The sequence below is a fragment of the Rhodococcus sp. IEGM 1307 genome (genome assembly GCF_030056915.1).
In the GTDB taxonomy this organism is placed as follows: Bacteria; Actinomycetota; Actinomycetes; order Mycobacteriales; family Mycobacteriaceae; genus Rhodococcus_F; species Rhodococcus_F opacus_D.
This window is the reverse complement of record NZ_JASHKW010000009.1, coordinates 57,254-73,471: the sequence shown is the minus strand read 5'-3', so window position 1 is coordinate 73,471 and position 16,218 is coordinate 57,254. Positions and strand designations below refer to the sequence as shown.

The window sequence follows — 16,218 nt, the reverse complement described above, 5'->3', positions numbered from 1 at the left end:
AGAGGTCACCATGCAGGCACTACCCGGCTGTCCCGGACCGCGCGTCGGTAGCGTTCCTCGGCGACCGCGATCGAGTTGCCCAGCGCAATTCGCCCATCCGACGTCAGGGCGAGCCGTGGGGGAAGGGGCACCGGCAGACCGGCGCCGGCCGCGACTCCGGCCAGTGCGGCGCCGAGCAGGAACGACCCCTCGGTGTCGGTCGTGCCTGCCGGGGGAAGGTCCGGCAACTGCAGGGGGAGCCGCGCCGGGGTGCGGTGCTCGGCCCGGCCGACGTCCACCGTCGTCCCCGCGCACTGCGCCTCGACGAGATCGGCCACCAGGCGCGCGTCACCCGAGGCGTACGCGAGCCGGAACGCCAATTGCATCGCCGGATCGGCGATCTCGCGGTTCCACTGCTCGCGCTGACGCCCGTTCGGGAGTGTGTACCGCACGGCGTCGATGGCGATCGCCGCGGGCACCGCGAGCGCGGTGGCTCGTGCCCGCACCGCGCTGTCGGGGGTGCCGGACGCCGCGAGCGCGGATTCGAGGAGGGCTGCGTGCCAGAAGTCGACCTGCGCGCAGTGCAGCCCGAGCCCCAGCCCGCGGTACGTGTCGAACGCGGCGGCGAGCAGTGTCTCTCCCTCGTCGGGCCGCCCTTCACCGAAGGCGACGGTGGCGAGGCGGGTCTCGACGTCCGCGGCGTCGAGTACCGCTCCGGAACTCCGGAAGTAGTCGAGACTGCGGCGATAGAGTGTCGACGCGCGTTCGGTGTCGCCGCGGCCCTCGGCGAGGAAGGCCAGCACCTTCGACCCGATTCCCGCCCGGTGGCCGATCCCGGCGCGCTCGAAATATGTCTGGCTCGACAGCAGCAGCGGTTCGGCGTCGTCGGGCCGCCCCGAGCGGACGTGCATGATGCCCAGGTTCTGCTGTGTTTCGGCGACCGCGTTGACGTCGCCCGCCGTCTCGAACGCGTCGAGCGCCTGGCCGGCGAAGTCGTCGGAAAGGCCGAAGCGCCCGGTCTCGAAATGGATGGCGGCCAGGTTCATGAGCGGGTGGCCCGCCAGCGCGGGGGCCAAACGCACCGCCGCGTCGAGGGACTCGGTGGCGATGTCGGCCGCGTGCGCCCACTGCTGCCGGTGCATCGCGACCGCGGTCAGCGACAGCAGGCACGCGACGCGCAGGTCGCCCTGATCGTCGGCTGCCGCGAGCAGTCCCCGCGCCTGCTCGAGAGCGTCCTGCGCGCCGTCGAGGTCGCCGAGGTGCTGCAAGGCCTGCGACAGGTTGACCAGCGCCGCGGGGCGCATCCGGATCGCGTCGGCCGGCATCGCCGCGAGGGCTTCCCGGTAGAGGTCGACGGCCGTCACATGATCGCCCAGTTCGTCGGACATGCTGGCCGCGTTGATGATCGCGCTCGTCCGCAGATCGCCGGTGGTCGAGCGGGCGACCCGCTCGAATGTCCGGAGTGCCTCGGCGACGTCTCCGCGGGAGTACGCTGCCGCGCCGGCCGCGAGGAGGTCACGCCCCATCTGTTCTCCCACGTCAGAAGTCCGAATCCGAGGCGGCCGCGGCTATCTCGGCGAGCAGGGACGCATCCGCCCCGTCGTCGGGTGCCGTCTCCGAAGCCCGGCGCAGCCGCCCGTGGACCAGGGCCCGAACGCGCTCCCGGGCCTCCGGGCCTCCGTCGTCGGCGTGACCGTTCACGCCGAACCCGGGCAGGTACACGTCCACGGACACCCCCGATTCCGAGCCCGGTGGTGCGACCGACGCGCCGGACCACACGTCCCCCGACAGCTGCAGCGCGACGTCAGCGGTGCCCGATGCGGTGCCGATCAGCGCGTGTGGACGCACATGCGCCGGCATGGGTTGGGAAAGGCCCGGTGCCGCAACCACACTCACCCGCACGGTCGTGTTCCCGGCGGCGCGCACCACCTCCCACGACACGGCACGCTCGGACGCGTCGACGAGCCCGGGTGGGTACCGGCGCCAGTCGGATCCGGTGGTACCCCGCGCCAGGACGAGCGTGCTCGGCAGCGTCGCGACCGCCGCGCCGGCCGCGAGGGCGTAGTCGTCTGCCCGGCGGGGCCGGTCGGCGGGCGCCGGGCCCGTCGGCACGACAGCGTCGTCTCCGTCGACGAGTAGATCGCATTCCTCGACGAGGGTGGCGATCTCGCCGTGCAACAGCCCCTCGTCGAGCGGGGGAATGGCGTCGATCGTCGAGGCCGGCCACCACCGCGCCGCCCAGTGCGCGTACGCGAGTCGCCTCGCACCGGCGGCCACCCGCGGTCGCGCCGGCTCGACCGTGACGTCGCGCCCGGAGCCGGCGGCAACGGCGAGCGCGACTTCCTCGCCGAACACGGCCCACACCCAGTTCTGCGCCGACGCGACGTCGTCGAGCACCGCGACCGGGACCGTGTGGTCGGCGAGCACACTCCACGACAGGTGCCCGCCCAGCACTTCCAGCACTGCCACGTGGATGCCTGCGGCGTCGTCCAGGACACTCGGTGCGTCGTCGGGGGCGATGACCCATACCCCGTCGGGTGCGCGCTCGATCCGCACCGTGCCGGGGGTCAACTCGCCCTCGATTCGGGAGCATCTTCCGCATCCGTCAGCGGAACTGCGCTGAGTGCCTGCTTGACCCGCATGCGGTGGTCGAGGATCACCGATCGCGCCACTCCGTCGAGGAGGTCCCAGAGCTCGTCGGGTTCGTGGACCGAGAACTCGCGCACGTCGCGGCCGTGGAGGCGGACCCACAGGCGACGGAGGTAGGGCCGCCACGGCTCGCGGAGTTCGGCGGCGATGGCCGTCAGCGGATTCGCTTCGGGCAGCGACGCGGCGTCGGCGCTCACCGTGAGGCGGCGTGCCTGCAGGACGTACGCCTCCCGTTGCCAGCGGCCGTTGATCACCCGGACGGCGGTGGTGTCCGTGGCCGCGGGGGGAGACGGCGTTCCGATCGGACGGAGACCGGTTGCCAACCCGGCGCCCGTCGTCGCCGCGACCCGCAGGGATTCGTCGAGAAGCGCCCAGGGCGAGCAACTTCGGGCGATCTCGGTCGTGACCAGTTCGTGGATCGGTGGCAGCTCCGCACGGTCGGTCGACGCGCGGAGCACCGTGAAGACGCGTTCGTAGACCGACCGGTCGAACGGGAGCCCGAGGGTCGAGGTGGACGCCGACGCTCCCAGACGTGGCGGCGCGGGCACGGGATGCGCCGTCAGCCCGAGCCGGTGGGCAGAGGCCGCGGTTGTCCAGAGCGCGATCCCGCGGTGGGTTCCTGCGTGGCCGGCGACCAGGCTGTCGAGTGCCTGCCGTCCGTCGTCGCCGTCCTGGTCCAGGCGCGCGCCGGGACAGGCGTCGAGTACCACGTCGATCGCGTCGGCGTGGTCGACGGTGGCCGCGCCCGACAGCGGTCGCCGCCCCCACGCGACGTCGATCAGGGCGTTCAGCTCGCGTCCCCGTTCCGGGTCGGTGACGTGGGCCTTCAACGCCTGAGTGGTGCGGCCGGCCGCGACATCGTGCACGTCGCGCAGCGTGTCCTCGGCGACGGATTCGCTCCGGAGCGGGTCGGGGGTGCCCGAACCGGTCGCAAGTTCGAAACAGCGTTGGAAATACAGGTCCTGGGGGTTGCCGTCCGTGATGCGCAGCGCCCGGCGAACCCGTTTGAGCAGCGTGAACCAGGCGGCGGTGGCGCGGAGCACGTCGGCGGAGGCGTGCACCCGGGTGGCGAGCAACTGCGCCCCGTCGGCCGTGACGATCGGACCGGCGCACAGCGGGTTCTGCACCGGGCGGATGACCAGCGGATCGAGGATCAGTTTCACGGTGCGGCTCAGGGGTCCGCCGTCCGGCCCACTGAGCGGTTCGACCCCGTCCAGCTCGCGCCACACCTCGTCGAGGACCATCGCTCGCGGTCGCCGAGCAGCCACTGAGCTCCTCGATGCCGTCCGCATTCGAGCAGGCTACCGCAGGGATGCCCGATCGACGGGGCGACAAATCTGGGATCGGTAGGGCGCGAGACGTTCCTACCTTTCTCACATCGGCTCCAGTCCGCGAGCCGAAGGAATCGACGACGGGCGCCGAGCGCCCCTCACGAAACGTGAAGGACGGATCATGAACAAGATCGTTCGGACTCAGAAGCGCGTCTACACCGCCGGCATCGTGGCGGCGGCCGCTGTCGCCCTGCTCGTCTCGGGCTGCAGCGACACCGGCGACAGCAGCTCCGGCGGCGGAAGCTCCGAACAGTCCCCGGCGGCCTCGGGCCCGGCGGGTGCATCCTCCGCGGCGGTCGACGGCAAGGCACTGGAAGCCGACTTCGACGCCACCTGCGCCAAGCAGGGCGACACCCTCGCGTTGGCGCTGGCAGACACCGCCAATGCGACGTACGGCGACCTGGCGGTCTCCGCGACCATCACCGGCGCGGACACCGTGCAGGCCGTCGGAATCGCGGGCAGCAAGGGCGGGTCGAACGGCCTCCCGTACGCCCTCGGCTTCGGGCAGGGAATGCCCGGCGGATCCGCGACCGTCGTGAAGGACGGCGACACCTACACGATCAGCGGCGAAGGAGTCGGCGCGCCCGACATGAGCAACCCGACCGCGCCGAGTTCGTCGAAGTTCGACATCACGTTCGCATGCTCGACCGTCGTGGGCGGCTGAGCCGGCTCACCCGGGACGCGCGCGGAGTCGCGGCAGTCGAGTTCGCGCGCGTCCCACCCGTTCTTCCCCCCAGTTCAGGCACGGAGAGGACTCATCGTGAAGAAGATCGTGCGTACCGCCGCCCTGGTGTTTCTCGTCGGGTCGGTCGGCTACTACCTGTGGTACGGCCTCGGCGATCGGGGACGGTCGAACTACGGAATCGACGCCCTGTCGTGGGTCGGCCCGCAGATGATCTGGCCGATCGTCGCGGTCAGCGTGGTCGTGGTCTGTTTCGCCCTCACCGGCGACAGCGTGCTGGCGGCATTCACCGGGCGCAACAGTGCCGCGTTCCGGCAGGGCGCCGTCGGGATCGGGACGGTGCGGTCGGTGCGCCAGACCGGCATGACGCTGAACGATCAACCGGAAGTCCGGATCGACCTCGGCGTCGAGGGCGCCGACGGCGAGACCTTCGAATCGCACGCCAGGATGATCGTGCCGCTCACCGAGTTGGCTCTTTTCCGCCCGGGTGTCGTTCTCCCCGTCCGCTACCTGCCGGGCCGCACCGACAAGGTCGAGATCGACCGCTCAGGCGACACGTCGACGGCGCAGGACGCGTTGAACCGATCCATGATTCGTCAGGGGCTCACCACCCCGGGCAAGCTCGACATCGCGGCTCGCGGCGTTCCCGCGCAGGCGGTGGTGCAGTCGCTCAGTGTGCCCGGCGAGATCCGCAACGGGAATTCGAAGGTCGAACTCGGGCTGGCGGTCACCCGGCCCGACGGCACGACGTTCACCACCCGTGTCGAGAAGTTCCTGCCGCCGCGCAGCGTCGGGCACGTCCAGGTCGGCCGGGTGGTGACGGTCCACTATCTGCCGGGGAACGAGCAGGAGGTCGTCATCGCCCTGCCTGCGAACGTGTGACGACGACGATCAGTCCCGGGGCGGAAGTCCCAGCGACCGGACGAGGAGGAGGAGTTGTTCGCGCAGCGGCCCCACGTCGCCGACGGCGGCGGTGAGGGCCGCATCCTCCTTCTCCAGGGTCAGCAGGCGGCGGTAGATCGCGCGCCCCGACTCGGTGATCGCGACCCGCTTGCGCCGCTCGTCGAGCGGGTCGGTTTCCCGGGTGACGTACCCGACTCGTTCGAGGCGGTCGATGGTGCGGCTGATGGTCTGGTCCGTCACCCGCGAGGCCTTCGCGATGTCCCGTTGCGAGGCCGGCCGGTCGGCGATCGTGTGCAGGCAGATGAGGCCGGCGTGAGTCATGTTCTGTGACCGGAGAATGTCCTCCCACGAGTGCTCGACCAGCCGCGCAGCCGTGGACAACAGCCGTCCGGTGGGCCACTCGTCCATGCCGTCGCTCGTCATTTCTTCGCCTCCATTTGCAATTTGCTCAGCAGGCTGAACAAAATAGGAACATCGCAATCCGGACATCCGGTCGTCGAACCGTCCAGCATTGGAGAGCACGTGACCACAACTGCCCGCCCACGCCCGGTTCGTCGCCTGCGGTGGATTCTGCCAGCCCTGCTGGTGATCGTCTGGCTCGCTGTCGGCGGTTTCGGTGGTCCGTTCGCCGGCAAACTCTCCTCGGTCCAGCAGAACGACAGCACGTCGTTCCTGCCCGCGTCCGCCGAGGCCACCGAGGTGTCCGCGCTGCAGAAGGACTTCACCGACACGCAGTTCGTGCCCGCGATCGTCGTCGCCGAACGGGCGTCGGGGATCACCGCGTCCGACACCGAGTTCCTCGCCCGCACGGCGAACTCCTTCGCCGGTTCGGAGGGATTCGGTGACGAGGTGTCGCCGCCGATCCCGTCCGCCGACGGCCGGGCGCTGCAGATGTTCGTGCCCGTCGATAGCGCCGGCGAGGTCGGCGACAGTGTCACGGAACTCCGGGACGCGCTCGGCGCCGCACCGGACGGTCTCACCGTCCTCGTGACCGGGCCCGCCGGTCAGGTCGCGGATCTGTCCGCGGCGTTCGCCGGAATCGACGGACTGCTGCTCCTGGTGGCGGGTGTCGTCGTGATCCTCATCCTCATCGTCGTCTACCGCAGCCCGATCCTCCCGTTCGCGGTGATCACCTCCGCCGTCTTCGCGCTGGGACTGTCGAGTCTCCTCGTGTACCTGCTCGCCGACACCGGTGTGATCGCGCTGAACGGGCAGAGCCAGGGAATCCTGTTCATCCTGGTATTCGGTGCCGCGACCGACTACGCACTGCTGCTCGTGTCCCGCTACCGCGAGGAACTGCGGATCGAGCAGGACAAGTACCGTGCCATGCGGACCGCGTGGCGGGCGACGCTCGAACCCGTCGCCGCCTCCGCGGGCACCGTCATCGCCGGCGTGCTCTGCCTGCTGCTGTCCGATCTCAACTCCAACCGCGGACTCGGGCCGGTGGCGGCAATCGGCATCGCGGCGTCGTTCGTCGCGTCCATGACGTACCTCCCCGCGGTGCTCGTGCTCCTCGGCCGGACGGCGTACTGGCCGAGCAGGCCCGCGTTCGACGCGCGGCACGCCGAGAAGGACGAGGCCGCCGACCACAAGTTCTGGGCCGCGCTCGCGGCACGGATCGGTGCGCACCCGCGCCGTTTCTGGGTGGCGTCGAGCCTGGTGCTGGTGCTCTTCGCGCTCCTGATGCCCCAGTTCGAGGCGAGTGGTGTCGCGGAGTCCGAGACGTTCCTGCTCGAAGTCGATTCCGTTGCGGGCCAGCAGCTCCTCGGTGATCACTTCGACGCCGGCTCCGGTTCACCGGCGGTGATCATCGCGAACGAGGGCTCCCGCGAAGCGGTAGCCGACGCTGCCCGCGTCGACGGGGTCGGCGACATCACCGTCCTGTGGACCCCCGGCACGCAGGACCCACTGGTGGTGGACGGCCGGGTGGCGATCGAAGCCACCCTGACCGATCCGGCCGATTCCCTCGCGGCCGAGGACACCATCGTCCGCCTGCGTGACGCCGTCCACCCGATCGACGGCGCCGACGCCCTGGTCGGCGGCACCACTGCCACGGACATCGACACCAAGACCACGTCGACGCGTGACCGCACCCTGATCATCCCCGTCGTGATCCTCGTGGTGTTCGCGATCCTGTGCCTGCTGCTGCGCTCGCTACTCGCGCCGCTGCTGCTGATGGGAACAGTCGTCCTGTCCTTCGCTGCGACGCTGGGCATCTCGTCGTTGGTCTTCGAGCACGTCTTCGGGTTTCCGGGTGCCGATCCCGTCGTCCCGCTGTTCGCGTTCGTGTTCCTCGTCGCCCTCGGAATCGACTACAACATCTTCCTCATGACCCGGGTCCGGGAAGAGGCCCGGCGCATCGGAACCCGGCGCGGCGCGTTGCGCGGCCTGACCGTCACCGGCGGAGTGATCACGTCGGCGGGAGTGGTTCTGGCGGCGACCTTCTCGGCACTCGCCGTCATCCCGCTGATCTTCCTCGCACAGATCGCCTTCATCGTGGCGTTCGGCGTGCTCCTCGACGCACTCCTCGTGCGGTCACTCCTGGTGCCCGCCCTCACCGTCGACATCGGGCAGAAGATCTGGTGGCCGAGCAAGCTCGCCTCGGCACCGGAGCCCGACGAGAACGTCTCTGCGGAGCCGGAATTGGATTCGAGTCGTACGTGAGCGCGCTCTGCGAACGCCGCAAGCGTGATGCCTGCCTGTTCGCTCATGGTCGCGCAGCCGAGCCTGGCTCGATTAACGGCACAGCGGGACTGCGCGGTACAACTCGAATGTCGGTGCGTCAGTAGGGACGCGACCACGGCCGGTGATCGTCTGGAGGTCCAGCTCTGCGACCCGGGCACGACCTCGGCCGCCGATCCGGCCCGTCCTGGCCTACCTCGACGAGGTGACGGCCGTGGCGGAAGCGGGATGCGTGAGGTCGCTTCCCGAGCTCGAGAGTTATCGTCCCCTGGTTGGTTGACCTCCGCACAGGACGACTTCGTTCTCGTCGGGGACGTTCCATGTTCGGCGTCGGTAGACCAGTGTTTCGAGGAGAAGATGCGGGCGCAGTTGTGGGCGGCCAGGACGGGTGTGATCGGGGGAATCTGTCGGCCACTGCGGATCGCTCGTGGTCGACCTGCCAAGCACTACGCGATTACGGGTTCGTGACCGTGGGCTCGCCGGAACGTGCGCGGGGTAGCCGGGCGATCGCGGTGGCGACGATGGCCAGCGCGGCGGCCGTCAGCGCGGCGATGGCGGCGGGCTGTGAGGTGGAACCGTCGCCGGTGGTCCGCGCGACGGCGATCCATACGAGCCCCCAGACGATGGCTGCTGTGACGGTGAAGCGTCCGTGACCGGCGACGGCAAGGACCACGGCGACCACGGCGATTACGGTGAGGACGAGCACGGCCCAGGTATCGGCCCCGAGAGCGAACGGATCGATCTCGGCGGCGGCCAGGGCGGCGGCGATGTTGGCGACCACCGCGACACACACCCATCCGAGGTACACGAACGCGGTGGCGTCGACCACGATCGCCTCGACACGATTGGACGGCTTCATGTTGGTCAGGATGTCGAACACGACAACCAGCACTGCGAGTAACGCGAGAATGGTCAGGACGCTGAGCCACAGCAGTTCGAACTGCACGCAGACTATCCACGCCGCGTTCAGGATCATCGCCGCGGCGAGCCACCACCCGGCGCGGCGTTGCCGAGGATCGGTGCGGTGCGCGGGCAGTGCCTGCCAGATCGCGAGCGCGAGGAACCCGAGGTAGATCAGGGTCCAGATGGAGAAGGCGGGCCCGCCGGGGGCCACTGCGGTGGCGTCGGCGGCGAGGGCGCCGTCGGCGACCTGGGAGATCGGGGTTCCCGCAAGCGCCCCTGAGCCGATGATCGAACCCACGACCGCCACCACCGCGGAGAGGATCACGACGAGCACACGGGCCTCGTCGTTCGGGGATGATCGATCGATCCGCTCATGGTCACTCCTTTGGGGGAGAACGTCCGTTGTCGACGATAGGGACTTCAGGAGTGCCGTCGGCCGGTTTGTGGAGAGACGTTCGCAGGTTCCGGTGCGGAGCCGTGCCGGGGTATCGATGTCGTGTTCGTCACGTGCGCGAGCAGGGAGAGCGGTGGTGGTGTGGTGCCGGAGCGTGTGTGGCGTCGCGGTGGCGGGCCGGGACGCGGGTGCGTCGGGTGTGGCGGGTGCGCTCGGTTTCGGACATGCCACCCCAGATGCCGTAGGTCTCGGTGGCGGTGAGGGCGTGGGCTCGGCACCGTGCGAGTACGGGGCAGTCCTGGCAGATCTGTTTGGCGGCGCGCTCACGTCGGGCGCGGTCGTGGCCGCGTTCACCGTCGGGGGAGAAGAACAGGTTGGTGTCGGTGCCGCGGCAGGACGCGCGGTGTTGCCAGTCCCGGTCGGGGGAGTGGTGGAAATGATCAGGCACAGCGGGGTGGGTCGCTTTCGGAGGGGACCGGTGGGCCGATCCGTCGGTATGGGCGGAGCGTGCGTGGCTGGCGGGCCTGGGCTTGTTGCCGCCTCCCGGGAAACAACCACGGCATAGTGCTTTGCATCAGAAGGTGTTGTGCGACAAGACCCCTCGACACATCGCGGTGTCACTTCTGATGCCCGGGAGGCGGCGGTCGGGTAGCGGTAGCGACAGACCTGGGTCCGGGACTGTGATCGGCGGGCACCACGTCCGCGGGGCGTGTCGGTGCATTTGATGCCTGGGCTCGACATCGGTGGGACCGGGACGAACCCGGATGATCCACACTCGATCACCTCTGACGAGGTGGTAAACGGTGTGCAATTGATGGTAGCGACACGGCGAACGTTACCGAAGGGTATCGCTCGAAAGTAACTGGCATCACATCCGCCGTCTCGTTCTGTAGCGTCGTCGGCGACCGGTGTGGGAGCCTGATCCGCCACGTCCGGGATCGAGATGTTGCATGACCGGCCGGACGGAAATCCGGCGCTTCTCCGGCGGTGTTCGAGGGCAGACATCGGGCGACGGCGTCGGCGGATACCCGACGAGAGGGCTTCGGGCGGGTCGGCGTGAGCGGCATCGACGGGCGAAAAGATCGCCCGCGATGAACCCGGCCTTCTGTGACGATCGTGGTGTTCACGCCTGTCTCCTCACGTTCAGATGGACGCCGGAACTCCGGTGCGCCCGACCTGCGCGACGGCCACATGAGCGGTCGAGCGTCCTTCGTGAAACTCTTCGAGCGTTGTTGTGTTGCAGCAGAGGTAGAGGGTGTCGAGGTTCTCTCCGCCGAAGGCGCACGCCACTGCCCACGTGTCGGTGACCTCGACCTTATCGGTGATCTGGCCGCCTTCGACGACCCGATAGAAGCCACTGTCGGCGCCGAGGGTCAAGGCGTTCCCGAACCAGAGGCCGCCGTCACTATCGAGGGCGATGCCATCGGGATGAAACGATTCGTCGAGCTGCGCCCATACTCGGTGGTTGGTCAGACCGCCATCTTCCGCCATGTCGAACGCGCTGATGCGGTGCGGGAAGGTTTCCGCGACCAGCAGGGTGCCACGGGGGGTACGTGCGCAGCCGTTGGGGAAGATCAGATCTCCAGGAACCTGCGAGACGCTGCCGTCGGCCCGGATGTGAACGAGGTGAGTCGGCTTCGGATCCTCTTCACCGAGCGCGAATCCGAAATTTCCGGCATAAGCGTCGCCCGCCGGTGACACATACAGGTCGTTGCCGATCCCTCCAGCCAGTGCGCTGAAGTCGGCATACTGCTCGAGCTTGCCGCCGGCGGTGATGCGATACACCGACCGCTCGTTTTGCGAGACGACAAGGGGGGTCCCGTCGGGTAGGAAACCGAGTCCGGACGGTCGACCGGGCACTTTGGTTATCGGCGTTGCGGTGCCGTCCTCGGCGAAGGTGAGCACCTGTTCGCTGAAAAAGTCGCTGGCCCAGAATTTTCCGTCATGCCAGCGAGGTGCCTCGAGAAACTGATGCCCGGTCGAGAATACTGTGGGTTGGTAGGTAGCCATCGCGTGAACTCCTTAGTCCGTGCGGGTTGAGGTACTGGACTGGGTCAGCTCCTTGCGGAGAGGGTGGTCGAGATACTGCTGGAAGTCGGCTTCGTCCTGGAAATGGGCAACCAGTGCGTATCTGACGTTGTTCGGTCGCTTTCCGAGGTCGATACCGTGTCGGACATTGCGCGCGTACGGTATTTGGTCGCCGAAAAATTCGAAATTCCTTTGGAATTCGTCGATATAACTGGTCGAGATGGACGGCTTTGAAGGTGAATGTCACGACATGCATGAGCATGTCGACCCTCGGGTTCCGATCGGGTGGCTGGCCAGGTGAGTTCAGACGAGTTCGAACTGCTCCTGATATCCACCGGCAGCAGCCTTCTCGAGGATCTCGAGGTATACCGAAAGACCGCCGGGATACATGAGCATTTCGACGGTTTTGCCGGGCACGTTGGCGCCCATGTACCAAGACTTGGCCAGCGGGAACAGGGTGGCCGAGGTCAGCTCTGCGATATGCGCACCCCAATATTGCTGGGCTTCCGGCTTGGCCTCGATACGGGTGTAGCCGTTGTTCCGCATGTGCTCGACGATCTGGATCAGATGTTCGCCTTCAAGTTCGGCGCATGTCGGACCATTGCAGAATGCGTTCGGGCTCTGGGGTCCGTAGACGTACAGGAGATTCGGGAAGCCTACTGTCGCCTTGCCTAGTGCTGTACGGCTGCCGCCGCGGAACACCTCCTCGAAGGTCTCATTTCTGGTGCCGCGAATATCGATGGCAGTCAAGCCTCCGGTGACCGAGTCGAAGCCGGTGGCCAGCACGATGACATCGACTTCGTGTCGGGTACCGTCCGCGGTGACGATGGCGTCACTGGTGACCTCCCGGATCGGATCGGCAGAGGTATCGACGAGCTTGACATTGTCACGGCACAGGCTCTCGAAGTAGTTCTGCTCCAGGGAGACACGCTTGACGCCCCACGGATGGATCGGCTCGGTCGGTGCAAGCAGTTCCACCAGCTCCGGCCTGGTGATACGTTGACGTGTCTTGTCCCGCCAGAACGCGTACAGGATGTCGTTGTCGTCCTTGTCGAACAGGACATTCAGGAAGCCACCCAGCCACGGCTGCAGTCCACCGTTGGTCCAGAGTTCCTCGAGTATTTCGTTGCGACGTTCCTCGGTCAGATCCTGGAGGTTCTCTTTGAGGAAGTCATAATCGAAACCGGCCCAGGTGTTCTTGCGATTGGCGAATCGCTCCGGGTAGGTCTTCTTCATCTCGGCATTGTCCGCCTCGCCAAGCGCCCGCTGATTCATCGGAAGCGCGGTGTTGGGGGTGCGCTGGAACACCGTCAGATGATCTGCGACCTTCGAGGCCTCCTGGATTACCTGGATGCCGCTGGCTCCGGTGCCGATGACGGCGACCCGCTTGCCCGCAAGGTCGTAGCCCTCCAGTGGCCAGCGTGCTGTGTGGAAGCAGTCGCCCCCGAACTTCTCGAGGCCAGGGATGTTGGGGAAGAGGGGCTTGGAGCCGGCACCGAGACACATGATCACGAACCGCGCCTGGGTGGTGAATTCCTCACCGGTGCGCTCGTTGCGGGAGACCAATGTCCACGTATGGGTTTCTTCATCGAATCGGCCTGCCAAGACACGGGTCTCGTAGCGGACGTCTTTGCTCAGGTCGAGCTTCTCGTCGACGTATTCGAAGTAGCGAACCAGCTCGTCACGACCGGGGTACATCTCGCTCCAGTTCCAGTCGCGCCAGAGCTCTTCACGCGAGAACTGGTAGACCGGCGCCCAGGTATCGACGCGTGCACCTGGATAGGAATTCCAATGCCAGACGCCGCCGAGTCCGGTGCCGGCTTCGTAGATCTTGACGTTGTAGCCGAGGGTGCGCAGCCGGTCGAGCTGGTAGACGCCGGAGAAGCCGCCGCCGATGACGAGGACGTCGAGCTCCTCGAGAAGTGTGGTGTTCACAGAATTTCCTTCCAGAAGGGGTACGAGGGAGATGGGGGAGCGCGATCAGACAGCGTTGTCGGAGGTCAGAACGTCCCGGATTCGGTCACGCAGGACGAACTTTTGGATCTTGCCCGTCGCCGTCCGCGGTAGTTGTTCGACGACTTCGAGCCGCTCGGGCAGCTTCTGGGTAGCCATCCGATGTTCGCGCAGGAACGACGTGAGCTCGTCCAGCGCAGGTGGATGCGCCTGGTCGCTCGGTACCACATAGGCGCAGATGCGTTCGACCATGATCGGGTCGGGCATGCCGATCACCGCGATGTCGGCAATACCGGGATATTCGAAGAGCAGGTCTTCGATCTCCTTGGCGGAAATGTTCTCCCCGCCCCGGACGATGATGTCCTTACGCCGACCGGTGATCTGGATATACCCGTCCTCGTCGATCACCGCCAGATCACCGGTCCGAAACCAGCCACCCGAGGCGAAGGCATCCGCATTGAGTCTCGAATCGAGGTATCCGGTGAACAGGTCAGGGCCACGAACCTGCAGGTCGCCGACCGCGCCCGGGGGGACCGGAGTGTCGTGCTCATCGACAGTCCTCGCTTCTGCGGACCCGATAGGACGCCCGTCTGTTGTGGCGCGCTTGTCCAGCGGATCGCTCGCGTTTCCGCCGGACAGAGTCGGGAATTCGGTCGATCCGTAGATGCGGGTCGCGGTGCAGCCCAGCTGCTCCTCGGCCTGCCGGATCAGTTCGGGGGGTACGTCGGCGCCACCGCAACCAAAAACCCGCAGGGCGATGTCGTACTCGGCGAGATCCGGGTGGTGTACCAGTCCGTGCAAGAAGGGTGTGGCACCGATGACGAACGTGCAGCGTCGGCGTTGCAGCAACTCCAGGCCGGCGCCGGGGTCCCAGATATCTTGGAACACGACATGGCTGCCGAGCATGAACGGCAACTGCAGTCCGTACAGAATTCCGGTGATGTGACCGACCGGTGAGGGCATGTACACGATGTCCTCGCCAGTTACATCGAAGAGTTCGATGATGCTCCGGTTCTCGTAATCCAGGCTTTCGTGGGTGTGTAGAGCACCCTTCGGATCGGAGGTGGTTCCGGACGTGTACAGAAGCAATGCGATATCGGTGCTGGCGTGCTCGACGGGATTGTCGAGTGGGGTTGCGCCCGAGAGGAGGTGGTCGAACTCGTTGTCGGAACCGCGAACGGTGATCACATGCTCGAGGTCGGGAAGCGTGGGCGCCAGCTCGTCGAACATCCCGCGGTGGTCGAAGCTGCGGAACATGCCGGGCACAAACGCGATACGCGCTCGCGACTGCTTCAGAATGAACTGCACTTCGCGATGTCGATAGATCGGGATGATCGGGGTGGAGACGGCGCCGATCCGCAGCGCGCCGTGATGTACGACGATCGCTTCGAGCCAGTTCGGCAACTGCCACACCACCGAGTCGCCCGGCCGGATCCCACGCTCGAGTAGCACGCCGGCCAACCGGCGGATCATGGCGTCGAGTTCGGCATAACTGACCTGACGATCGCCATCGACCACAGCCAGCCGATCGGGGTGATGGTGTGCATACTCGGCCAGAGCAGAATCGATCGTGCTGTGGCTCCACTCGCCGCTGGTGAGGTAGCGGTCGCGGCGCGCGGAATCGGTGTGGGTTGCGGTGATCATCGGTCGACTCCGTCGGTCAGGCGCCGCGAACCGATGAGTGCGTGGAGTTCGTGCTCGTCCCCATACCAGGTCCGCAGGGCGAGGACGCGCCGGTAGTACCAGTGTAGGTCGTATTCGGTGGTGAAGCCGATCCCGCCATGCAACTGCAAGGCGTCCTCGACCACCTGTCGTCCGGCGCCGGCGGCATAAGCCTTGGCCGTCCACGTTGCCATCTCGATGTCGAAATCAACCTCAGCAGAGGCAATATCGGAAACCGTTGCCTCGCAGAGCGCCTCCATCGAGATGGCCGCCTGTGCCATCGACGCCGCAATGTGTTTCACGGCTTGGAAGGATCCGACGGGCTTGCCGAATTGCTGGCGCTGCGCGACGTACTCGACAGTTTTCTCGAGCATGCGGCGGGCGATACCACTGATTTCGCACGCGGTGAGAAGCCGGAACCATGCCCGGATCTGTCGTAGGAGTGTGGCCGCTTCGATTCCGGTGGCGAGGATCTCGGCGTCGGCGACAGTTCGCGATGCGATCTCCAGGCGCACGTAATGCGATGTGGGATCAGAACTGGTGATCGGCGTGAGCACCAGCGCCGGGTCACTGCCCGGTAGGAGCAGCAGCGCCGGTCCGTCCGGGCCGTCGACTGCCAGTACCAGCGAGTCGGCCTCGCCGCCGAAGCGTACGAGTTCGATCGTTCCCTGGATCTGCCCCGATTCCATGTGCACGGAACCGATCGAGGATGCCCAGTCGAGGGTGACGGCAGGGTCGGCGAAGGCGACGAGCGAACCGTCGGGAATGTCGAGGTACGCCGGCAGGATCAGTTGCTCGACCAGGGGGCCGGGTACGAGCCGATCACCGACCAAGGCGATCAGACCGGCGACCGCGGTCAGGTCGATTCCTAGACCACCGCGGTTTTCGGGGCGGGTCAGCTCGGACCAGCCGAGGTCGTCGAGTTCGGCCATCAGCTCCGGGTCCCAGCCGCCGCCGCTGAGCAGGGCATGGCGGTAGTCGGATGTGACACGGCGGTCAAAGAATTCGCGGATCGGGGTGACGAGGTCCACGTCAGCTACGGTGAGAGTCAT

General features: G+C 67.0%; 13 protein-coding genes and 1 pseudogene. 3 read left to right on the top strand and 11 right to left on the bottom strand.

Annotated features, from left to right (window positions below):
- Window positions 1-5: 5 nt before the first annotated feature.
- The 3 genes from QM841_RS19015 to QM841_RS19005 are packed head-to-tail and all read right to left on the bottom strand — an operon-like array spanning window position 6 to window position 3,872.
- Window positions 6-1,505, bottom strand: a complete 1,500-nt coding sequence (locus tag QM841_RS19015; protein WP_283333108.1) for a tetratricopeptide repeat protein — start codon at window positions 1,503-1,505, stop codon at window positions 6-8.
- Window positions 1,506-1,518: 13 nt separating this feature from the next.
- On the bottom strand, window positions 1,519-2,550 hold the full coding sequence (locus QM841_RS19010; RefSeq protein ID WP_283333107.1) for a hypothetical protein: 1,032 nt from the start codon (window positions 2,548-2,550) through the stop codon (window positions 1,519-1,521).
- Window positions 2,547-3,872: a hypothetical protein gene (locus tag QM841_RS19005; protein ID WP_283333350.1), complete on the bottom strand. Its 1,326-nt coding sequence runs from the start codon at window positions 3,870-3,872 to the stop codon at window positions 2,547-2,549. The genes QM841_RS19010 and QM841_RS19005 overlap by 4 nt, the downstream gene beginning before the upstream one ends.
- Window positions 3,873-4,080: 208 nt before the next feature.
- Here QM841_RS19005 and QM841_RS19000 point away from each other — a divergent pair, with 208 nt between their 5' ends.
- Window positions 4,081-4,623: a lipoprotein LpqH gene (locus QM841_RS19000; protein ID WP_283333106.1), complete on the top strand. Its 543-nt coding sequence runs from the start codon at window positions 4,081-4,083 to the stop codon at window positions 4,621-4,623.
- A 96-nt stretch (window positions 4,624-4,719) separates the two neighbouring features.
- A complete protein-coding gene (locus QM841_RS18995; RefSeq protein ID WP_283333105.1) occupies window positions 4,720-5,523 on the top strand; it encodes a hypothetical protein in 804 nt (267 codons plus the stop codon).
- Between the two features lie 9 nt (window positions 5,524-5,532).
- On the opposite strand, the gene QM841_RS18990 is transcribed toward QM841_RS18995, so the two are convergent.
- Complete coding sequence (locus tag QM841_RS18990; RefSeq protein WP_283333104.1) at window positions 5,533-5,967, bottom strand: MarR family winged helix-turn-helix transcriptional regulator; 435 nt, start codon at window positions 5,965-5,967, stop codon at window positions 5,533-5,535.
- Window positions 5,968-6,066: 99 nt separating this feature from the next.
- Between QM841_RS18990 and QM841_RS18985 the strand changes: the two genes are divergently transcribed.
- Window positions 6,067-8,208 (top strand): MMPL family transporter, encoded by a 2,142-nt coding sequence (locus QM841_RS18985; RefSeq protein ID WP_283333103.1) that lies wholly within the window; start codon window positions 6,067-6,069, stop codon window positions 8,206-8,208.
- Between the two features lie 472 nt (window positions 8,209-8,680).
- On the opposite strand, the pseudogene QM841_RS18980 reads toward QM841_RS18985, so the two are convergent.
- The 7 genes and pseudogenes from QM841_RS18980 to QM841_RS18950 all read right to left on the bottom strand — a co-directional run bounded on the left by QM841_RS18980 (window position 8,681) and on the right by QM841_RS18950 (window position 16,218).
- Window positions 8,681-9,504 (bottom strand): annotated as a pseudogene (locus QM841_RS18980) (TspO-related membrane protein).
- Window positions 9,505-9,632: 128 nt separating this feature from the next.
- On the bottom strand, window positions 9,633-9,971 hold the full coding sequence (locus tag QM841_RS18975; protein WP_283333101.1) for a WhiB family transcriptional regulator: 339 nt from the start codon (window positions 9,969-9,971) through the stop codon (window positions 9,633-9,635).
- Between the two features lie 695 nt (window positions 9,972-10,666).
- The gene (locus QM841_RS18970) at window positions 10,667-11,533 is read right to left on the bottom strand and encodes an SMP-30/gluconolactonase/LRE family protein (protein WP_283333100.1); all 867 of its coding nucleotides are present in this window, start codon (window positions 11,531-11,533) and stop codon (window positions 10,667-10,669) included.
- Between the two features lie 12 nt (window positions 11,534-11,545).
- Entirely contained in the window at window positions 11,546-11,716 is a 171-nt protein-coding gene (locus QM841_RS43420) for a Dabb family protein (RefSeq protein ID WP_477951500.1), read from the bottom strand.
- 138 nt (window positions 11,717-11,854) lie between these two features.
- Window positions 11,855-13,486 carry a flavin-containing monooxygenase gene (locus QM841_RS18960; RefSeq protein WP_283333098.1) on the bottom strand — a complete coding sequence of 544 codons (1,632 nt, stop codon included), beginning with the start codon at window positions 13,484-13,486 and terminating at the stop codon, window positions 11,855-11,857.
- Between the two features lie 45 nt (window positions 13,487-13,531).
- Window positions 13,532-15,148, bottom strand: a complete 1,617-nt coding sequence (locus QM841_RS18955; protein ID WP_283333097.1) for an AMP-binding protein — start codon at window positions 15,146-15,148, stop codon at window positions 13,532-13,534.
- Complete coding sequence (locus QM841_RS18950) at window positions 15,145-16,218, bottom strand: acyl-CoA dehydrogenase family protein (RefSeq protein WP_283333096.1); 1,074 nt, start codon at window positions 16,216-16,218, stop codon at window positions 15,145-15,147. The genes QM841_RS18955 and QM841_RS18950 overlap by 4 nt, the downstream gene beginning before the upstream one ends.

Bases quoted from the DNA above. Each gene is read 5' to 3' on its own strand.
- QM841_RS19005 (WP_283333350.1), bottom strand. From the start codon at position 3,872: ATGGTCCTCGACGAGGTGTGGCGCGAGCTGGACGGGGTCGAACCGCTC.
- QM841_RS18950 (WP_283333096.1), bottom strand. From the start codon at position 16,218: ATGACTCTCACCGTAGCTGACGTGGACCTCGTCACCCCGATCCGCGAA.
- QM841_RS19000 (WP_283333106.1), top strand. From the start codon at position 4,081: ATGAACAAGATCGTTCGGACTCAGAAGCGCGTCTACACCGCCGGCATC.
- QM841_RS18955 (WP_283333097.1), bottom strand. From the start codon at position 15,148: ATGATCACCGCAACCCACACCGATTCCGCGCGCCGCGACCGCTACCTC.
- QM841_RS18990 (WP_283333104.1), bottom strand. From the start codon at position 5,967: ATGACGAGCGACGGCATGGACGAGTGGCCCACCGGACGGCTGTTGTCC.
- QM841_RS18970 (WP_283333100.1), bottom strand. From the start codon at position 11,533: ATGGCTACCTACCAACCCACAGTATTCTCGACCGGGCATCAGTTTCTC.
- QM841_RS19015 (WP_283333108.1), bottom strand. From the start codon at position 1,505: ATGGGGCGTGACCTCCTCGCGGCCGGCGCGGCAGCGTACTCCCGCGGA.